The 19,830-nt window shown below is 36.4% G+C and carries 16 protein-coding genes; 3 read left to right on the top strand and 13 right to left on the bottom strand.

Annotation, left to right across the window (positions count from 1 at the left end; all coding sequences use genetic code 11):
* Positions 1 to 25: 25 nt before the first annotated feature.
* The 7 genes from ACSVDH_RS07245 to ACSVDH_RS07215 all read right to left on the bottom strand — a co-directional run bounded on the left by ACSVDH_RS07245 (position 26) and on the right by ACSVDH_RS07215 (position 6,841).
* Positions 26 to 1,894 (bottom strand): beta-glucoside-specific PTS transporter subunit IIABC, encoded by a 1,869-nt coding sequence (locus tag ACSVDH_RS07245; RefSeq protein ID WP_439249058.1) that lies wholly within the window; start codon positions 1,892 to 1,894, stop codon positions 26 to 28.
* A gap of 297 nt (positions 1,895 to 2,191) precedes the next feature.
* Positions 2,192 to 3,082: a LysR family transcriptional regulator gene (locus ACSVDH_RS07240; RefSeq protein WP_439249057.1), complete on the bottom strand. Its 891-nt coding sequence runs from the start codon at positions 3,080 to 3,082 to the stop codon at positions 2,192 to 2,194.
* Between the two features lie 115 nt (positions 3,083 to 3,197).
* Complete coding sequence (locus tag ACSVDH_RS07235) at positions 3,198 to 4,178, bottom strand: aldo/keto reductase (RefSeq protein ID WP_439249056.1); 981 nt, start codon at positions 4,176 to 4,178, stop codon at positions 3,198 to 3,200.
* Positions 4,179 to 4,494: 316 nt separating this feature from the next.
* Positions 4,495 to 4,908, bottom strand: a complete 414-nt coding sequence (locus tag ACSVDH_RS07230) for a cupin domain-containing protein (protein ID WP_439249055.1) — start codon at positions 4,906 to 4,908, stop codon at positions 4,495 to 4,497.
* Between the two features lie 82 nt (positions 4,909 to 4,990).
* Positions 4,991 to 5,854, bottom strand: a complete 864-nt coding sequence (locus ACSVDH_RS07225; RefSeq protein ID WP_439249054.1) for an aldo/keto reductase — start codon at positions 5,852 to 5,854, stop codon at positions 4,991 to 4,993.
* An 89-nt stretch (positions 5,855 to 5,943) separates the two neighbouring features.
* Complete coding sequence (locus ACSVDH_RS07220) at positions 5,944 to 6,069, bottom strand: tautomerase family protein (RefSeq protein WP_439249053.1); 126 nt, start codon at positions 6,067 to 6,069, stop codon at positions 5,944 to 5,946.
* A 16-nt stretch (positions 6,070 to 6,085) separates the two neighbouring features.
* Positions 6,086 to 6,841, bottom strand: a complete 756-nt coding sequence (locus ACSVDH_RS07215) for a carboxymuconolactone decarboxylase family protein (protein ID WP_439249052.1) — start codon at positions 6,839 to 6,841, stop codon at positions 6,086 to 6,088.
* Between the two features lie 215 nt (positions 6,842 to 7,056).
* Between ACSVDH_RS07215 and ACSVDH_RS07210 the strand changes: the two genes are divergently transcribed.
* Positions 7,057 to 7,602: a TetR/AcrR family transcriptional regulator gene (locus ACSVDH_RS07210; RefSeq protein WP_439249051.1), complete on the top strand. Its 546-nt coding sequence runs from the start codon at positions 7,057 to 7,059 to the stop codon at positions 7,600 to 7,602.
* 766 nt (positions 7,603 to 8,368) lie between these two features.
* On the opposite strand, the gene ACSVDH_RS07205 is transcribed toward ACSVDH_RS07210, so the two are convergent.
* On the bottom strand, positions 8,369 to 8,524 hold the full coding sequence (locus ACSVDH_RS07205) for a hypothetical protein (RefSeq protein WP_439249050.1): 156 nt from the start codon (positions 8,522 to 8,524) through the stop codon (positions 8,369 to 8,371).
* Positions 8,525 to 8,878: 354 nt separating this feature from the next.
* Here ACSVDH_RS07205 and ACSVDH_RS07200 point away from each other — a divergent pair, with 354 nt between their 5' ends.
* Positions 8,879 to 10,396 (top strand): right-handed parallel beta-helix repeat-containing protein, encoded by a 1,518-nt coding sequence (locus ACSVDH_RS07200; protein ID WP_439249049.1) that lies wholly within the window; start codon positions 8,879 to 8,881, stop codon positions 10,394 to 10,396.
* Between the two features lie 499 nt (positions 10,397 to 10,895).
* On the opposite strand, the gene ACSVDH_RS07195 is transcribed toward ACSVDH_RS07200, so the two are convergent.
* From ACSVDH_RS07195 to ACSVDH_RS07175, 5 genes are all read right to left on the bottom strand, one after another.
* Positions 10,896 to 11,771 carry a carbohydrate ABC transporter permease gene (locus ACSVDH_RS07195; RefSeq protein ID WP_439249048.1) on the bottom strand — a complete coding sequence of 292 codons (876 nt, stop codon included), beginning with the start codon at positions 11,769 to 11,771 and terminating at the stop codon, positions 10,896 to 10,898.
* 12 nt (positions 11,772 to 11,783) lie between these two features.
* A complete protein-coding gene (locus ACSVDH_RS07190; protein WP_439249047.1) occupies positions 11,784 to 12,767 on the bottom strand; it encodes an ABC transporter permease in 984 nt (327 codons plus the stop codon).
* Between the two features lie 85 nt (positions 12,768 to 12,852).
* Complete coding sequence (locus tag ACSVDH_RS07185) at positions 12,853 to 14,493, bottom strand: extracellular solute-binding protein (RefSeq protein ID WP_439249046.1); 1,641 nt, start codon at positions 14,491 to 14,493, stop codon at positions 12,853 to 12,855.
* Between the two features lie 315 nt (positions 14,494 to 14,808).
* Positions 14,809 to 17,127, bottom strand: coding sequence for an AraC family transcriptional regulator (locus tag ACSVDH_RS07180; RefSeq protein WP_439249045.1), 2,319 nt, complete (start codon positions 17,125 to 17,127; stop codon positions 14,809 to 14,811).
* 199 nt (positions 17,128 to 17,326) lie between these two features.
* A complete protein-coding gene (locus ACSVDH_RS07175) occupies positions 17,327 to 18,745 on the bottom strand; it encodes a family 4 glycosyl hydrolase (RefSeq protein ID WP_439249044.1) in 1,419 nt (472 codons plus the stop codon).
* A gap of 168 nt (positions 18,746 to 18,913) precedes the next feature.
* On the opposite strand from ACSVDH_RS07175, the gene ACSVDH_RS07170 reads away from it, so the two are divergent.
* Positions 18,914 to 19,750 (top strand): AraC family transcriptional regulator, encoded by an 837-nt coding sequence (locus ACSVDH_RS07170; RefSeq protein WP_439249043.1) that lies wholly within the window; start codon positions 18,914 to 18,916, stop codon positions 19,748 to 19,750.
* Positions 19,751 to 19,830 lie beyond the last annotated feature (80 nt).

The following is a 19,830-nucleotide window of genomic DNA, read 5'->3' as shown; positions in this document are numbered from 1 at the left end:
TCCCGAAATCTATTATTTTATATGATTATAATTTTAGAACTAACAACTCATGATTGAAATCAATATTTTGATTACTGTTCTTTACTAGCACATCAGAATAATTATGAGTATTCGTAACAATAATAGGGGTTTGTGTTACGTAACCTTCCTGTTTAATTTTCTCTAATTCAAACGTTAATAAAGTCTGTCCTTTGGTCACTCTTTGACCTTGTTCAACGTATGATTCGAAATACTTTCCATTCAGTTCAACTGTGTTCAACCCGACGTGGATAAGTATTTCAACCCCGTCATCTGACAGTAAACCTATTGCATGTTTTGTTGGAAATAGTGAAACGATCTCCCCATTAAAAGGTGCAATGACTTTACCTTCACTCGGTTCAATGGCAATTCCTTTTCCCATTATTTCTGAGGCAAAGGCATCGTCTTTTACATCTTTTAATGAAATCACTTGCCCTTTAATTGGGTTCGTTATCGTTGTGCTATCTATCGTAATCGTTTTTATTTCTTGGCTATTTTCTATCTGCCTAGGCGTTTCTTTTTCGAACTTTAAACTTAAGAAATAAGTTACCACTGCAGTTACAACGGCTGTAATGACTGAAGCAATTAATATGTTATATAAATTCCAAATGTTTTCTCCGACGTAAAGTGGAATAGCTGGAATACCTGAGGCCCCTGTCGCATAACGCGATACTCCCATTAATCCAGCGTAAAGTCCACCGCTGGCTCCACCTATCATTGCAGCATAAAGAGGATATTTTTTAGGTAAATTAACACCATAAAGTGCTGGTTCTGTTATTCCCATCAAACCTGTAATTCCACCGGTATTTGCGATTTGTTTTAATGATTGTTCTTTCGTTCTCCAGCCTACTACCAATGCAGCAACACCTTGAGAAATATTTGAAATGATAGCTCCAGGGCCTAGGATATTTTCATACCCTAATGTTGTAATTTGCGCTAACGACAATGGTACAATGCTATGGTGAATACCAAACATAACCAGTATTGGCCATAAAGTAGCAACCAAGAAAATAATCAACCAAGACCCATAGGATCCTAAAAATTCAAATCCCATCGCCATATAATCCCCAACAAAAGAACCAAGTGGGCCTAATGCAGTTAAAGCTATAATTGCAGTGACAAAAATTGTAATCATCGGTACGAAAATAATCTTAATAGCATCCGGAATTATCTTTTTTACCCCGCGCTCTATATAAGACTGTGCCCAAACAATCAAAAGAATTGGGATTACAGAGGAACCATAAGAAACAAGTCTCATAGGAATACCAAAAAGGTGAACATCTTCTCCGGCTGTAATTAATTGAATAAAATTTGGATGTAATAAAATACCTGCTAGCACCATTGCTAAGACAGGATTACATTTTAATTTACTAGCAGCTGAATATGCCAATAAGAAAGGCAAAAAGTAAAAAGCAGAATCAGCAATGAAGCTCACTACATAATAGGTCTGTGACTCTCTTGGAACCAAATTAAATAAAACGAGTAAAGCTAAAAGCGCTTTTATCATCCCTGCACCAGCAATAGCTGGAACGAGGGGACTAAATGTTCCTGATACAAAATCGATAAGTTTGTCTAAAACGCTTACTTTTTCTTTTTTAGAAGATATAAGATCTGAATCAGAATGAGGCTTGATATATTTTATGACCTCTTCGTAAACCTCTTCAACGTGCGTTCCAATAACTACCTGAAATTGTCCGCCACTTTCTATAACATTGATAACTCCATCTAACGTTTTAAAAGCTTCTCGATCAGCCTTATCATTATTATTTAGAACAAATCTAAGCCTGGTCATACAATGAGTAAGTGTTGATACATTATCACTTCCACCGATATTATTTACAATTTCCAGAGCTAGGCTTTCGTATTTTTGACTCATCATTTCCCCTCCAAACTAATGACAGATTTATTATTCTTTATCTCTCTTAAAACCCTAAAATTAGACCTTAACTTTTCTTTTATTCATGAATAGTAGAGCAATTTCTTATCGATAAGAACTTAACATCCTTAATATAGCAAGAATACCTAAGTATAACTAATACCTATATTACATGTTTAATTATGCCTGTAAGGCATAGTTTTTAATAAAGAAGGAAAGACAAGATGGATAAGGAGAATGATTAAATTAAAAAAAGCCAAAACCATTTGTAAGTAAACGGTTTTGGCTTTTTTTGTATTAATAATGCTTATCTGTTTCATACGTATCTTTCATAAATTGAATAAATCTTGCGGTAGTAGGAGTAAAAACTTTCGTGTTCTTCCAAATAAACAAACAGCTTGAAGTATATTCAGGGGAAAATGGCCTAAAGCAAGTATTTTCAATACCTCGAATCTCCATTACACTCTCAAGACAGATAGCATATCCCAAATGCTGTTGTACAAGAGCAGCTGCATTGTAAATTAGATTATATGTTGCAAAGATCTGTAGATTATCATAATGATTCCCAAACCAACCTGCTATTTCTTGTTGGACGACTGGTCGATTCGGAATAATTAATGGCAAGCCAACAACATCTTCTGGGGTGACGTATTCTTTCTTACTGAGCACAGCATTGTTAGGCATAAGAATCCCCCATCTTTCCTGTTGGGGAAGCCTAATTGAATCGTATTTTTCAATATTAACTGGCGTTAGTAAAAGACCAATATCTAGTAAACCTTTATCTATCTTTTCCCTAATATCATTCGCATTTCCAGTGTAGAGATTAAATTTAACTTGCGAATATTTTAAATGAAAAGTTTTTATTAGATTAGATAAAATTTGTGAAGCCAATATAGACTCTACACTACCTATAGATATTGTCCCAGAAATATGGTTCTGTCCAACATCTCTTTCTATATTATCCATTAGAGTAAGAATTTCTTCTGCTCTTTGAGATAAAAGGACACCGTCCTCTGTCAATGTCACTCTTCTTTTTCCTCGTAAAAAGAGTTGTGTACCTAATTCTTCTTCTAATTGCATCAGTTGCCTGCTAAGTGTAGGCTGAGTGATATGTAAAATATCAGCCGCACGACTTATATTTTCTTCACGAGCAACTGTTAGAAAATATCGAAGCACCCTTAATTCCATAATGTCCCCTGCCAATTTAGTATTAACTTGTTCTCAGTTTCAACCATTTTCATTTGATTCATACTATTGTTCCATCCCACAAGTGGCCGTGTATTCGTATCTGGATAATCTTCCATTAATTATGCCCAACGATTGGATGTGGTACATATGGCTCCTCCAGAAACGCAACTTCTTCAGGAGTTAACTTAATTGAAAAAGCACCTAAGGCATCTTCTAAATGAGCTATTTTAGTGGCTCCAATAATAGGAGCTGTTACAGGTTCCTTCTGCAACAACCAGGCAAGTGCGATATGGATACGTGGAACATTATATTTTTCTGCAATGGTTGCTACTCTTTCTACAACCAATCGATCAGCATCAGCGGTCGCATCATATTTAGATTTTTGAATTTGATCTGTTTCTGAACGATACGTTGTTTCCGACCAATCACGAGTCAATCTTCCAGATGCGAGCGGACTATACGGTGTTACACCAATTCCTTCTTCCTTGCAAAGTGGTAGCATTTCTCTTTCCTCTTCACGGTATATGAGGTTGTAATGATTCTGCATTGATACAAACTTAGTCCATCCATTTTTGTCCGCTACGTGTAACGCTTTTTGAAATTGCCAAGCGTACATGGCAGAGGCACCAATGTATCTTGCCTTACCAGCCTTCACAATATCATGCAATGCTTCTATTGTTTCTTCAATAGGGGTATTGTAATCCCAGCGGTGGATGATATAAAGGTCTACATAATCAGTGCCAAGCCTCTTAAGACTCTTATCAATTTCGCTCATAATTGCCTTTCGCGAAAGTCCTGCACCATTTGGACCTTCATGCATACGACCATGGATCTTCGTTGCAATAACAACTTCATCACGGTTAGCAAAGTCTCTTAGAGCTCGTCCAAGAAATTCCTCACTAGTTCCCATTGAATAAACATTTGCCGTATCAAAAAAATTAATACCACGTTCTAGGGCTTTTTTAATTATAGTTCGACTTTTCTCTTCATCAAGAACCCACTTATGAATCCATTTTTCTGCAACGCCAAAACTCATACAGCCGAGACAAAGCCGCGATACATCCAATCCTGTATTTCCAAGCTTTACATATTCCATTTGATCCATTCCTCACTTTCTTTTACTTGGTAAAACAATTTTTATTGTAGTTTATCATTATTTATTCACTACTAATTATGCCAGAAATATAAAGAAGTCCTTATCCCATTCCTATCAACTTTTTGCCTAATCCTCTCACAGCATTTACATAATCGACGAATATGCTATAAAATGACTTTCAAATAATCTCCAATGATTTTTCGCATGTGGCATATTATATATGGTCTTTCCAAAGTATTACTCCTTCTATAAAAAACAAACGATAGTGCTTACGATTGATATTAAAATTGCCCTGTATAACAGGGCAATTTTAATATCAACTATTATTTACTTTGTTATATTCCTCATCTGATACTGGTTCTAACCATTCAGGAGTACCTGCAGTGATTGCTATATGTTCAAACCAGCTGTCTTTTGCGGCGCCATGCCAGTGTTTCACACCATCGTGAGTGACAATGACATCGCCAGCTTTTAAGAATTGAGCAGTTTTTCCTTCTTCTTGGTACCAACCTTCGCCGCCAGTTACTAATAAAATTTGAAATCCATCACGATGGATATGCCAGTTATTTCTGCATCCTGGTTCAAAAGTCACATTCCCAACACCAACGCTGACTTTAGGATCAGACACTAATCCTTTAAGATAACTTTGTCCCACAAAAAATTGTGAAAATGGATTTTTTTCGCCTACGGGGAAAATAACGCCATTTTTAACTTCTTCATGTTTCGCCATTTTGGTTCCTCCAATAAATATTATTAATATTTGTAGCCTACGGCTGAGCAATTGCTAAAAAAAGTCGACATTTATTACTTGTTTACTTTAATTTCCCGCCAAATACCGGAAAGAAGCTATGCTCACCATAATTCTGGATGTGCTCTACATTCTTCAAAGTTTCCATATCTGCAGCGCTGATAACAAAATCAAGTTCTGCATTGATTCTCATGTGATCTGGATTTGCCGTCTTAGGAATTACTACAAGACCAAGCTGGATATCATAACGTAGGCAAAGCTGAGCAATAGAAACTCCATACTTATCAGCTATTACCTTAATCTCTGCATTATCGAGAACCGCACCGTGTGCAATTGGTGAATATGCCTCTACCAGGATGCCATTCTTCTGACAGAATTCGATTAGTTCCAAAGGAGTATTGCTCACATGTGCCAATATCTGATTTACCATTGGCTTGATTTCACAGCTTGCAAGAATATTCTCTATATCATCTTGAAGGAAGTTAGAAAGACCGATTGCCTTTACCTTGCCTGTCTTATAAGCATCCTCCATTGCTTTCCATACTTCTTTGTTTTCCTCGAAGTAACGGTTCTCTTCACGGAACTCCTTCCAAGGCTGAGGACTGTGAATAATCAGAAGATCAATGTAATCCAGTCCCATCTTTGCTAAAGACTCGTCAATGGACTGCGTAACTGCATCATAGGTCTTTGCTTCTGCAGCAACCTTTGTCGTAATGAAAAGTTCTTCTCTTGCGATACCGCAGGAACGGATTCCTTCGCCTACACCTGCTTCATTCATATATGCCTGCGCAGTATCAATATGGCGATATCCGATAGATACCGCATCACGCACTGCCTGTGCTGCTTGTGCATCATCAAGCAGCCAGGTACCAAGACCTAATATTGGAATTTCTATATCATTTGATAATTTGTAAGTTTCATTAAACATGGTTTTGTCTCCTCTAAATTGTTATATTTTTTGTAGTACCTTTTCTTAAATACCAGTTTTTTCCATTTATTATTAGGAATTTCTTCAAATTAAACAGAGATGCTTGACTCTCCAGCGTTTACTGTATCTTTAAAAGTTTGAACAGTCTTATCATTAAGTTCTTTCTTTGGTTCGTCAGTCCTGCTAGGTGAATATTTAACAATAATGTGTGGCATCTCTTATTCTCTTTTCTTACTTTTCAGGAATAATTTCATTAACGCAAGCTAATGCGTTCAGAGTTCTCGGAAAACCCATATATGGAAGGCAATGAGTAATTGCGGCAATCATTGTTTCTTTGTCGTTGCCGACATTTTTGTTTCCTTGCACATGTGCCTTCACTTGACCTTCAGCACCGCCTAAGGCGCTAACGATACACAGAGTAAGCAACTCTCGCGTTTTCAAATCTAGTCCACCACGAGTGTAAAAATCTCCGAAACAAAAAGCGGAAAGATATTCTTGTATATGCTTTTGATTTGCCGGAGCTGATTCTTGCATTCTTTTAATCACATCTCCAAAAATCTCTGTTTGAACAGCAAATCCTTTCTCAAAACGGTTATCTTCAGTTACAGTCTTTTGGCTTTCAATTGGTAAAGCTATATTCTTTTCTTTGAAAACATCATTGACTTCGTTGAGGGCATTTAATGTTTTGGGAAATCCAATGTAAGGAGCACACTGATAAACAGCCTCTTTGATTTCTACAGGTGTGAGCCCGACGTTTAGTGCGGCTCCTACATGTGCCTTAAGTTGTGGTAATGTCTGGTTCGCGGCAAGCACAACCAGAGTGATAAGTTCACATTGCTTGTCATCCAGATTCCCTTGAGAAAAAACCTCTCCAAAAATGAAGTAGCTAAGAATGTCCTGAAAATCAGGATCGGTAGCGTATGCGGCTGGTACTCCATTTCCAAATAGCTGCTTGTACTTTTCCTTGCTCTTTTCTACACGGTCCATATATAACCTCCTGTTTGAAGTTTATTTACATTTATTATTCCAAAAATTAGCTAAACATGATGCTATAAAAATTAATATTGATCGATTAATCAACATCTGTTAATAATTATAAAAAAGCCATTCATACTTTCAATGGTTAGATTAACGCAATTCGTTGATTACTCAACAGAACAATTAAAATTGTTGATTATCTTTAGAAAGATTGGTGAATTAAAATGTCTAAAGTAGATAGAAGAATAGCCAAAAGCCAAATAGCTATAAAAAATGCTGTAACTGAACTAATGTCCGAAAAAAGTTTTGATAACATTACCATTCAGGATATTGCTGACAGAGCAAATGTTAATCGAGGAACCATTTATCTTCATTACACGGATAAATACGACCTCCTGGATAAGATGATAGAAGAACATATAGACAATCTCCGAGAACTATGCCAATCAGCATCTGAGATGACATTTCAAGAAGGAAATTATGTCTGGTATGAATATTTTGAACGTAATTATTTATTTTTTTCAACGATGTTAACGAGTAAAGGTGCACCATATTTTCGCAGTCGTTTTCTTGATTTAGTCATCGAAGAATTTAAAGCTGAAGTGGATATAGAAATAGGAAAAAACTACGGATTAAATAAAGAAGTTATTCTTCAATTTTTTGGCTCAGCGGTCGTTGGGGCAGTGGAATGGTGGTTCAAGAATGAAATGCCTCTGCCAGCCCGTGACATGGCTGAACAAACCGGTGCATTGTTAGATAGGAATCTATAAGTGGGCTCATAAGAAAAGCGCAAGCGCCTTGCTCAGCCTAGGGCAAATAAGACGAATTGGAATAGAAGGCGTTCTTTGCCTTCAATTCCAATTTGGCATTAATCGATTCTGTTGTCACAATTAAGTCGGTCCCTTGTCTTGCAGCTTCTTCTGTTAACTGTAAAACCTGGTCTACTACTTTTCCTTTACACTTAAAAATTTTTTCAACTGTAAATGGTTCAGAGTGATTTGTATCATAAAGAAATTCTTAACTTTGGATTAAACTGATTTTCATTTTAACCTCCCTTGATATTGTGGAATCCCTATCAATAAATATTTTTCAGCCAAAGATTAGAAACGCTTTCATTTTTGGTTTATAGTCGTTTGAAGCTGGGATGAGGAGGGATATATATTTTAGCAAATTGTTTTACTGAGTCTCTTTTTTAAACTATAATGGATATTTTTAAGATAAAATGATGTTTTTTAAGTTTGTTATGCAAATTTTTAAGAATGTGCTTACTTCCTACAAAACATATGAGAAAAAAGAAAAAGCTTCATTTCCTTCTCTTTCCTAGGATTGAAGCTTTTCAATTGAAGATTAAAAAGGGGTTCGAACTACCACTATATCAATTCACGCAAAATTGTTTGTTTGATTTATCTCACATACTGAAAAAGCTTATGTCCTCTCGCAAAATAGAAGTTGCCACCCGCGTCTTCTGCGAATAAGTTAGCATCTTCCACTATTACTTCATGTTCCAATGTATCCGAGTTTACTCTAAATAAATCGCTATGAGCTTGCCCATATAAATAAATCTTCATCAAACTCTAGAAATCCGCTTCTCAATAAATGGCTGATTGCATCCCAATTCATTGGAATAAGTGCATTTGGCGCAATCCACTTATTCCAAGCACTCTCAGATAATTTTGAAAGAAAACCAGGCATTATCAGACCATCATTAACTGAATATTTGCACTATAATGACATTAATGTAATCGCTAACATTAATTGGATTTGCGATGTCCAATACATAAAAGATATAGGCTGCTTATCCAGCAATGGACAAGACGAAGGTTACAGATCTGAGTTTGCTTGTATAAGTTGAACCGTTTGTTTAATATTAGGCACTTGCACGGATGCGAGGATGGGAAAGACTGATATTTCACTATGCTTTAAAGGAGGTGACTATACCCGTAAACCTAAGTTGCCTATGCCTTTTATTCAGAGAGACAAGGAATCTATGAAACGCTAAAAGCATGGTCAGCTCGGATCATTCGAATTACGAGAGGAGAATTATGATTGAAAAAAATAGGTAGTTTATTTTTGTTCGGTTGGATGCTTGCCATATTGTTTATGACTAGCGCTGTTTATGCAGATGGAGTTACAAGTCCCACAAGTTATTACATTTCTCCAACTGGTAGTGATAGCAATCCAGGAACGATAAGTGCGCCATTCAAAAGCATAATGAAAGCGCAATTAACAGCTTCCTCTGGGGATACAGTCTATATTCGCGAAGGGGTCTATGATGATTTTAAAATAGCAGAAACCGATAATCCACACGAGAATGTTTATCATTTTGTGCATGATATTAATAAGAGTGGGATTACCTATATGGCTTATCCTGGAGACGAAAGGCCTGTTTTTGATTTCAGTAATGTGCCAACAGATCAACGTGTAGCTGCTTTTTATGTAGGAGAAAATGTAACTGGTATCAACTTCAAAGGATTTGATGTGACAGGTGTTAAAGTAGGTGATCAAAAGCAATCCGAAGCTTTTAGAATCAGTGGTCAAGCCAATTTCGAGAATATGGCTGCTCATGATAATGAAGCAAATGGTTTTTACTTTACTGGAAGAGGGACAGGAATTGTTCTGAATTCTGATGCTTATAACAACATTGGACCTACTGATGTATCTGCTTCAAATACAGATGGTTTTGGTGCTCATGGAGGTGCCGTTTCGTTTATTAACTCCCGGGCATGGAATAACAGTGATGACGGATTCGACAGTATCAGTTCAACTGGGCCAGTGGTTTATGACCATTGCTGGGCTTTTAATAATAGGGGCAACCAGAATGGTATCGGCGACCAAAATGGGTTCAAAGTCGGCGGATATTCGTATCGAACAACTGGTCTTCCAGATCCATTGCCAGTTCATACTGTTCGATATTCTTTAGCTGTTAATAACGGAGCGAATGGCTTTTATGCGAATCATCAGCCGGGGAAAGCAGCTGACTGGATCAATAACACAGCATATAATAATGGCCTTTCTTATGGTGCTAACTTCAATATGCTGGAGCGAGTTAGTCCAACTAGTAAAGAAAACATCCCAGGTTACAGAGAAGTTTTACACAATAACATTGCTTACAAAGGTACATCCATCATAAATGATAATCATCCGCCAGAAAATGTAACGAATAATTCTTGGACGATAGATGGTGGTCTGGATATCAAACCTGAAGATTTTTATAGTCTGGATGTAACCCAATTATCAGCTAATAGAAAACCAGATGGCAGTTTACCTGATGTTACATTTATGCGTCCTGTACCTACGAGTCCTCTTTACAACTACGAGTTAGGCTACCTTGCTGACCAAAAAGATCCTATTTTATCCTTAATGGAACGAGTAACATCATTCACCAAAGACGGCACAATCGATCATCATGGAATCGCAAACATCCTCCAGAAAAAATTAACGAATCATAATCTATCTTCTTTTATTCATCACGTAGAGGCACAATCGGGAAAGCATATAGAAAAGGAAACAGCAAAAATTCTTCTTCGAGAGGCGAATGCGTGGAATGCGTTGATAACGAAATAAGGAATAACCGCTAAAGAGAAGCACCCCATCATCATAACGGGGTGTTTCTCGTTTTTTAACACAGTGGATTTTTTGTTATGTCCAATTACATTATGAAGCCTGCCGTGAATATCATTCGGTAGCTTTGCTGCACTAAAAAGGGACTTTAACAAGGAGAGACATAAATGGACCAAAACGAAAATGAACTTAGACATAAAGCTATCATTCGCGGTGATCCATTTCTTTTTAAAGTAGATATGATCGATTGACAGACTTACAAATATTGTATGAGATTTATTAAATTAAAATGAGCATTTTTTATAAAGGTTGAAAATACTATGAAGGGATGCAGTATGGCATTGCCATAACTGGTACCCTGGTCGTTTCTAATTGTACATTCGCGAAAATCAATCATGAAGAATAGGATTCGGTTCATTTCCAAGTCACTTATAAGATTTTCGTTGATAAAGGTTTTCTACTACTATTAGATAGTTCTTCTATCTAAAAATACTCAAATCTATTAACCTTTTATTCCACCAATCATAACACCCTTAACAAAATACTTTTGTAAGAAAGGGTATAAACAAAGAATTGGTAATGTTGCCACGACAATTGTAGCGTACTTTACAGTCTCACCAATTGGAATAGCATCCACTGAACCAACTCCTGATGTCATGCTACTTGTGTCGTTTGCAATTAAAATTTCACGCAAAATCAGCTGAACTGGAAATAGCTCCCTATCCTGCAAGTAAATCATCGCCGGGAACCACGAGTTCCAATGATATACGCCATAGAAAAGGATCATAACAGAGACAACAGGTAGTGACAATGGTAGAATGATTTTAAAAAGAATGGTAAAATCATTTGCACCATCAATACGGGCTGACTCTTCTAAACTAGCAGGTATACCTTGAAAAGCAGTACGCATGATAATAAGATTAAACGCACTAACTGCTGTTGGAAAAATCAACGCCCATCGTGTATCAATCATATTCAATTCACTGACAAGCAAATAAGAAGGAATAAGTCCTCCTTCGAAAAACATTGTGAAGACAATCATAAACATAATCAAGTTGCCCCACATCACATTTTTTCTAGAAAGTGCATAGGCACCTAAAGATGTTAAAAATATGTTTAAAGCTGTACCAACGACTACATAGAACAACGTGTTAAGGTAAGAAGAAACAATCATTGGGTTTTTAAATACCATTGTATACGCTTCAATGGTGAAATCCTTTGGAGCAAGCATGATCCCTCTATTTTGGGCAACATAAGTTGGATCACTTACAGATGCAAATAAAATATAAAGTAGTGGGTATAACGTTATGATTGATAAAAGAATAAGAAATATTGTATTCCCATAATCAAATAATCGCTCTCCCATTGTTTTTTTCATCTTGTATCCCCCCTACCACAATTTAGTGTCTCCAACTTTCCTTGCTATACCATTAGCTATGACTAATAACGCAAAGGCTATGACCGCCTTAAAAAGCCCAACAGCAGCACTGTAGCTGAAGTCACTCTCCAGGATACCTTTTCTGTAAACATAGGTTCCAATTACGTCCGCAGTTTCGTAGGTTGTTGGGTTGTACATTAATAAGATTTTCTCATCACCTACTGTCATAAACTTACCAATAAGCAAGATTAACAAGATAACAACTGTTGGCATGATCCCTGGTAACGTAATATGAATCATTTGTTTAAACCGACCGGCACCATCCATCTTTGCCGCTTCATACAATGCTGGATCAATATTAGACATAGCGGCAAGAAAAATAATGGAGCTCCAACCAACGTTTTGCCAAATGTCTGAACCTATAAAAAGTGTTCTAAACCATTCTGCTTCTCTCATAAAAACAATCGGTTCGATGCCAAATAAAAATACTAATATATCATTAACCACACCATCTCTTGCTGTAAAATCAAATAATATTCCGACGATAACGACCAATGAGACAAAGTGAGGCATATAAGTAATTGTTTGGACCGTTCGTTTGAATATTCTGCCTCGCACTTCATTAAGTAATAAGGCCAGGATGATTCCTGCAGGAAAAGCAAAAAGCAAACTAAAAAGGCTAAGTAGAATGGTATTTCTCAAGAGTCGCCCAAAATAGAAACTGTTAAAAAATTCTTTAAAATGTTCAAATCCTACCCACGGACTTCCAAGAAAACCAAGTACAGGTGAGTAATCTTTGAAAGCAATTTGTAATCCATACATAGGTCCATATTGGAAGATAATAAAATATAGAACAACCGGAGAAACCATTAAGTAGATAACTTTATTTCTCTTAAAATCTTTGATTACATTCTCTACAAAGGTACCCGCTTTTGGACCTAAGCTATTTTCATACTTTGAGTTAATAGCAGTAACTTTATTTTCCAATTTCGCCATTACTCCACCCCTCTCTCCATAATATTAGGATGTATAGAATGCTGTTGCGTTAAGTCTCTCTCAACGCAACAGCAGAAACACTGAATTATCTTGCCATATAACGGTCTAAAGCAGCTTGCTGAAGTTCAATTGCCCTTTCAATTCCCATTCCTTTTAATGTTTCAACGAAATCATCAAAATGATCTAGCGGCTCTTCTCCCATGATGAATTTAATAACTGTTTCATCATAATAAGTGTTTAAGTCACTCATAATTGAGTTGAATTCTTCGCTTTCTTCAGCATTTAAAGTAATTGGAGGCAGATTAATTTTATTCTCTGCTGTTTCCCCCCATATCTTAACCGCTTCTTTTTGTTCAGGTAATTCATAGTATTGTTCTAAATAACGTTTATCTTGAATAAGTGGCCCACCATAAGAAGCTCTTATATATTTACCTAGAGCTTGTGTCATTGGTAAACCATCTGGATTATCAGTAATTTCCTCCGTGTAAGTAGGGGATCCGTCTTTCATTTCATAGCTTTCACCTTCAATACCAAAGTTAAAGAGCATATGTCCTTCTTCAGAGTATGCAAAATCAAGCCATTTAACAATTTCTTCCGGATTCTCGGCTGTTCCTGAAATGGCAGCACTGTGCATACCGGAATATGCATGCTCTAAATGACCTGTCGCTGCCTTTTCCCCTTCTTTAAGGCTAGGATTAGGAGCAGGTGAAAGCTTAAAATCAGGATTTTTATCTTTCATTAACCCAGTATATTTACCAATTCCACCACCACTAAAACCAAAGAAACTACCAAGTTGGTTATTTGTAACCTTGGCATCCATTAGCTTAGAATCAACTGCAGCAAAATCTGGATCAAGTAATCCTTTTTTATACCATTTATTCATCGTTGTTAAGAATTCTTTAAATTCTGGTTGTATGGACCCATATTTGACAGTCCCATTGTCGTTATAAAATTGAGCATGAATTCCATATGCACCAACAAATGCTCCTATATGCTTAAAATCATTAAGCTGAACCATGAGCGGAATTTCATCCATCTCACCATTTCCGTTAGGATCTTCATTTTTAAAGGCTGTTAAGACTTCTTCCCATTCACTAATCGTCGATGGTACTTCTAAATTAAGTTTGTCCAGCCAATCTTGACGCATAATCATACCCAAAAATACCATAAGTGATTCATCGCCACGAAGGAAAGGAAACGTATAAATATTCCCATCATCTGTTGTAACCATTTTCCTTACTTCCGGGTTTTCATTTAGATATTGATTTAGATTTGGTGCATAATGTTCTATTAATTCATTCAAGCGTATGATTGTACCCGCTTCAATCGCCTGATCGGGCCCATTTGGAACAGTCCGCCAATTGTACTCAATAACATCAGGTAACTTTCCAGATGCAACCATAAGGTTAAACTGTTCCGTAATATCCGAACCTTCCCCTGATGGATGTTTAAACTCAACCTTAGTACCCGTAATCTTTTCTAACTCTTGATATGCTGCTACTTCGTTTAGGCTTTTTGATGTTGCTGCCACGTTAGGAACTAATTCAGTCCAATAAGTAATTTCATCTGGATATCCTACTTCCGCTGGATCCTTTAGTTCTATTTCTTCCCCTTTTCCTTGCTCATTTCCATCACTAGATGTCTCATTGCCAGAACATCCAACAACTAATAGGAAGAATAGTAGAAGCAAGAATAATCCCGATAGCGTTTTCATTGTTTTCGGCATGTTGATGCATTCCTCCCTTGCATAATAATTTGAAAACTTGTTTCGAACCAATCATAAGTCAAGTAAAGGCTAAAGCATATAGTACATTCTTTTGATTTGTTATCAATATGTTAGAAACGGTCATTATCTCTTCATTATCACGTTATCAATTCTTTATATATCGAAATATTTAGTAGCTGGTACTTAATTTTCACAAAAAACCCTCTACCTAAGATGCAAGTCCTAAGACTCAACCGGGAGAGGGTTATTAATACAAGTCGTATCACAATTAAATAATGTGTAAGTTTCCTTGGAAATAAAATATTGTTAAAAAAACTATACTGCCCCTTTACTAAATTCCCTATACTGACCAGGTGTAACACCCTCCACTTTTTTAAAGACCCTGATTAAACCAACACTGTTCGCATAACCTACTTTTGTTGCAATCTCCGATATAGTAAGTTTTCGATCTGGCAGCAACTTCTTAGATTCTTCTATTCTAACCTGAGTAATAAAATCCGATAGTGTAATACCACCTTGCTTCTTGAAAAAAGAAGACAAATAGGATGGATTCATCGTAAAATGTTCAGCTATCATTCCAAGACTAAGCATATTTTCATTAAAATTCTCTTGAATGAACATTACGATTTCTTGATATAACCGTTCCCCTTGAGTTGATTGATTTTCTTGAATTTTAAGACAGTAGTCATAATACAGAGACTTTATTTTATTCTGCAACTCTTCGACTGTGCTGCATTCTCCGATAGCTTTAAATGGATTATGCATTTCTATCATCCTTTTTTTATCTTCGCCACCTAAAGTACTTAGCAACTTAATCCAAGTACTTAATAAATCATAAGATAAACATTTGCTTATCTCTGGTGTCAATGCTTGGTGCACATTATGACAAAATATTTGGTCAAGCGTTTGTTCTACATTGACATAATCACCATTTTTGGCAAAGTTAAGGATCTGAACCTCCGTTTCCACAGGATAATGGTAATCATATCCACTATTATTCTTAATATCATGATAAAAAATAACGGAACTAGGTCCTTTTATCATTCTATAATCTAATGCCATGACTGACTCCCAGTAACATTCAGAGATTCTATTCAACCCTTGATGAATTTGACTGATGGCTACCGAAATCTTTATACCGAATTGTTGATCTAAGATGTCCATTAATTCTCTAACGCGACTAAGTTGTTTCGTTTTTTCACTGTCTGATTCATCACGATGGGAATTTAAAATGATCAGCTTATCCCGATCTATTTCAATTGTATATCCAGTATCCTCAAATAACTCTTCACTAAGGTTCGTGATAATAAATCTGGTTAACACCCATTTCGTATCAACATTTTCTTTTGTAAACTGACAGTTATCATCAATTTGAAGAAGGATCACGCTGAAATAATCTGATTTAAAGCTAACATCCATGCTATCTAACTCTTTTTTACAAAGAGTAGATACGTCAACTTGTCCTCTTATTAAGCGTAAAATGAAATTAGACCTGATAACTGGTTCTTGTTGAGAAACGATACGTTTTAATTGTGATTGTTTATTCATTGAGCTGACAATGGTTTCCTTGATCAATTCCATCTCATTTGTGTATTTGCCATTTGCTCTATTGGTACCGATAACCGTTTTAACTACTTCCCGAATTGGTCGATAATTTCTATTTGCTAAATAATAAGAGACAACAATTCCTATAATAATAGATATGAACATCATACCTAGTGCCCATGATTTCACATTATTTACTTCTGATAACACAACCTCCCGCGGTACTAAAGAAACATACGTCCACCCATTTTTCTCTGACTTAATATAGGAAGCAATCATATCATTCCCATTAATTTCTTTTGAAAAAAAACCTTCATTATCATTTAATAATGGTCTTATTTCCGGAAAAATTCCTTCATTATCACTTGTAGACATCATCATCTTTTTGTTCTCATTAGCTATATACATAACACCTTTGTTTAAGCCCTCAATTTGTTGTAGCATCTCTCTGATCTGATGTTCATCAATATGGATCATTAGTGCTCCTTTTACATCTGAAATTTCACCATACGGCAATGATTGTATAAACGTAATGATGTGCTCCTGTCCAGAATTCATCATTACTTTCTCCGAAGGAAAATAACTATTCAGATGAAAACCGGACAATCTATTATTCATTACTTCTTCATATGCACTATTTTCGTAACGCTTAATATGGTTAAAAAACACAGATGAATCCGTTTTCATTTTTGGTGAGAGTAACACATCAGATTCGGAAAAATACACATAATAGTCATTAATATATGAACTTACTGTCTGATATCTATTTAACTCCTTTACATAGTCAATATATTCGTAATTACTTATATTTTGTTGGTTCATCATCAATCGATCCAACTTCTGATCTAAGGAGATTTGTAATGATAATTGCTCGACTTCTTTAAACCTATTATCTAATACATCTCTTACTTGCTCCAACATTGCAGTATTTGAATTATTTGCATGTTCCATCATAATGGATTCAATCCTATTAAATAGAAATATGCCAATAATAACAGGTAAAAGTAATACGATTAAATACGAAACTAAGAGTTTGATAAAAACAGATTTGCGCATTTCATCCATACTAAAACGTTTCCATTTTAACATTACATTCACCTCGCAACATAAGTAGTTACACCTTTTTCAAACAAATTAACTTATGATTTTTGTTTCTTCTTTTAGAATTTACACTTCATTACTATTTATTTTTTTAGTTATATTAACAATAAATATGTCTATCTCAGGATTTGTAATGGAAAAAGCACCCCGGTTGAGGTGCAAGTGTGTATCATTCTGTTCTAGATGTTTATACAAGATCCTTTGCATACCAATGCTCAGGAATAATATCCTTTTCCAACTCTAAAAGTTCTTCAATAATTTGATCGGCATCTGCAATAGAGTTAACGAGAGGATCGGTCAGCATAGCCCTTCTAAGCTTCGTACGATCGCCTTCCACAACGGCTTCCGCTGTTAATTCATGTGTATCCAGTACCAGCTCCTGCATGCCGCGAATCCCACGAGGCATCTCGCCAACAGGTAAAGGTTTTACTCCATCCATAGTGACTTCACATAACAGTTCGAGGAATGAATCGTCGTTCATATTTGTTACCGCGCCTTGATTAAGTGTGTTAATGTAAAACGGTTTCCCTAATCCGCCCACCATATTTTCAATAATATCTGTCGCATGGTCCGGACCAAATGTATTCATATACTCGCTGATTGGTGTTTCACCGCTTAGGAAACGATCAATCTGCTGCCACATCTCATCATGGCGCTTATAACGGTCTTCCGTTTCCCAAATCGATAGTGGCGGTATCGTATCTTCCAGCTTGCCGAGCCCTTGCCAATAAGGAACATACTCCTTTGTATGAGCAGTGCAAGTTGGAACATAGCCGAAGATGTCATACAGTTGATAGCTGATGGCATCATTGTAAAGAGCCTTGGCCCCTGTGTCACCACCTACTGTTTCGGTCTCAGCCGAACGCTTTAATGATTCAGCAATAAGGGGAAGGACATTTTTCCCTTCATACTCCGCTTTTAATAGCCAAGTGAAGTGATTTACTCCTGCAATGCGCAAATCGAATTTACGGTCGATTTCTTCGGAGTACTCACTTTTATTATTGATAATCCCTGCACGTTCAGCATAGATTATTTTCTTATGCGGCATATGATGCGAATCACACAAAGCAAAAGTTTTTAAATTTGGTGCATATTTTTTTAATGCCATTCCATTGACCGTCGACGGGTTAATATAATTAATGACCCAAGCTTCAGGACAAATTTCTTCAATGTCTTTTGCACACTCCATAATCATAGGAAGCTCGCGCATCGCTCGGAAAATCCCACCTGGTCCAATCGTATCACCAGAGCACATTCTTATTCCATATTTTTCGGAAATCTCACAGTCTATTCCCCTGTACTTTACCGTGTCCTTAGCAAAACTAAGTACAACAAAATCCGCATCTTGAAGAACTTCCTTACGGTCAACCGATCCCTCAATCTTCAATTCTACTTGATTAGCATCGACAACCATTCGGGCTAATTCAACCAGTTTGTTTAACCGTTCTTCGTCTGTATCTACTAAAGCTAAAGTACCTTTGTTTAGATGTTTAGAATGAACCATTTGCCAAATACACTGGCGACCGAAAAACAAACTCCCTGCTCCTAACACGACTACCTTTGGCTTCTGAATACTAATAGAAATCCCCTCCAATTCATTTGTCATCTACAATTATAGAGAGCGGATACAAAATTAGAAATGGAAGAGAGTAATCACTTCATGTCAAATAGTACTATTTGATAGCCCTTACAAATTGATTTGCTATAATAAATAAATAAGAACATGTATAAAAGTATCAATAATACGACTAACAGTATGGGGGTGGTCTTACCGATGGATAGTTTAGATATATTCAACGAACTTTCTGAGCTCATCAAGCTCCAAATAAATTCTTGCAGCGAAGTTGCGCATCCCAATAGTTGGATTGAGAGAAGACAACATAAGGATTATGACTTATGGTGCATTCAAGAAGGACGGATTGAAATTCGTATTCAAGAAGAGGTGTATCTCGCTTCTGAGGGAGATTTGATTCTTTTCACTCCAAAGGTGGCCTATACTGCTACAACCCTAAGTACCAGTTGCAAATTTATATTCACACACTTTGATCTTAGTCTCGGGGATCATCTTCGGATATTAGACAATTTTCAGCTGTCCGGAATAATTAATAGCACGCTTGTTGAAGAGGAGATTCGCCTTTTTTTGGATACGTATGACCAATATAAGCGAAGTGCCCCTATGTCAGGGATTCGTTTCAAAGGATGTTTGACGATTTTAATCGCTAAGATTATGGAACAGTATGGTCGTAAACAATATCGAGGAGAATTTATTCATGATCCAACGAATCAGAAGTTGACCATGGATTTGGTTAAGCTTGAGCCAGTATTTGATTTTATCCATGAACACCTTCATCGGACCATTCGAGTTGAAGAGATTGCTGCAGTAGCGGGTATGTCAGAGAAGTATTTTATCTCTTATTTTAAGCAATCTCTTGGTCTGACACCAGGACGCTACATTTATCAATTAAAAATGAACCGTGCTCGAGAATTATTGTACCTTAAACGCTATTCAATTCAGCAAATTGCTAGTATGCTCGGATACCCTGATCCTTACAGTTTCTCTAAAGCTTTTAAAAAATATTATAAAGTTGCGCCTTCTAAGTTTGTATGGTGAGGTTAAAAGATCAATTGATAGTTACAAATCCTTCTTTAACCAAATTATAGACGCCTCCCATAAAGTATATCTGCGCCAAC

The sequence above is a fragment of the Metabacillus sp. Hm71 genome, assembly GCF_051842955.2.
In the GTDB taxonomy this organism is placed as follows: Bacteria; Bacillota; Bacilli; order Bacillales; family Bacillaceae; genus Metabacillus.
The sequence above is the reverse complement of the archived record's forward strand: the minus strand, read 5'-3'. Positions and strand labels throughout refer to the sequence as shown.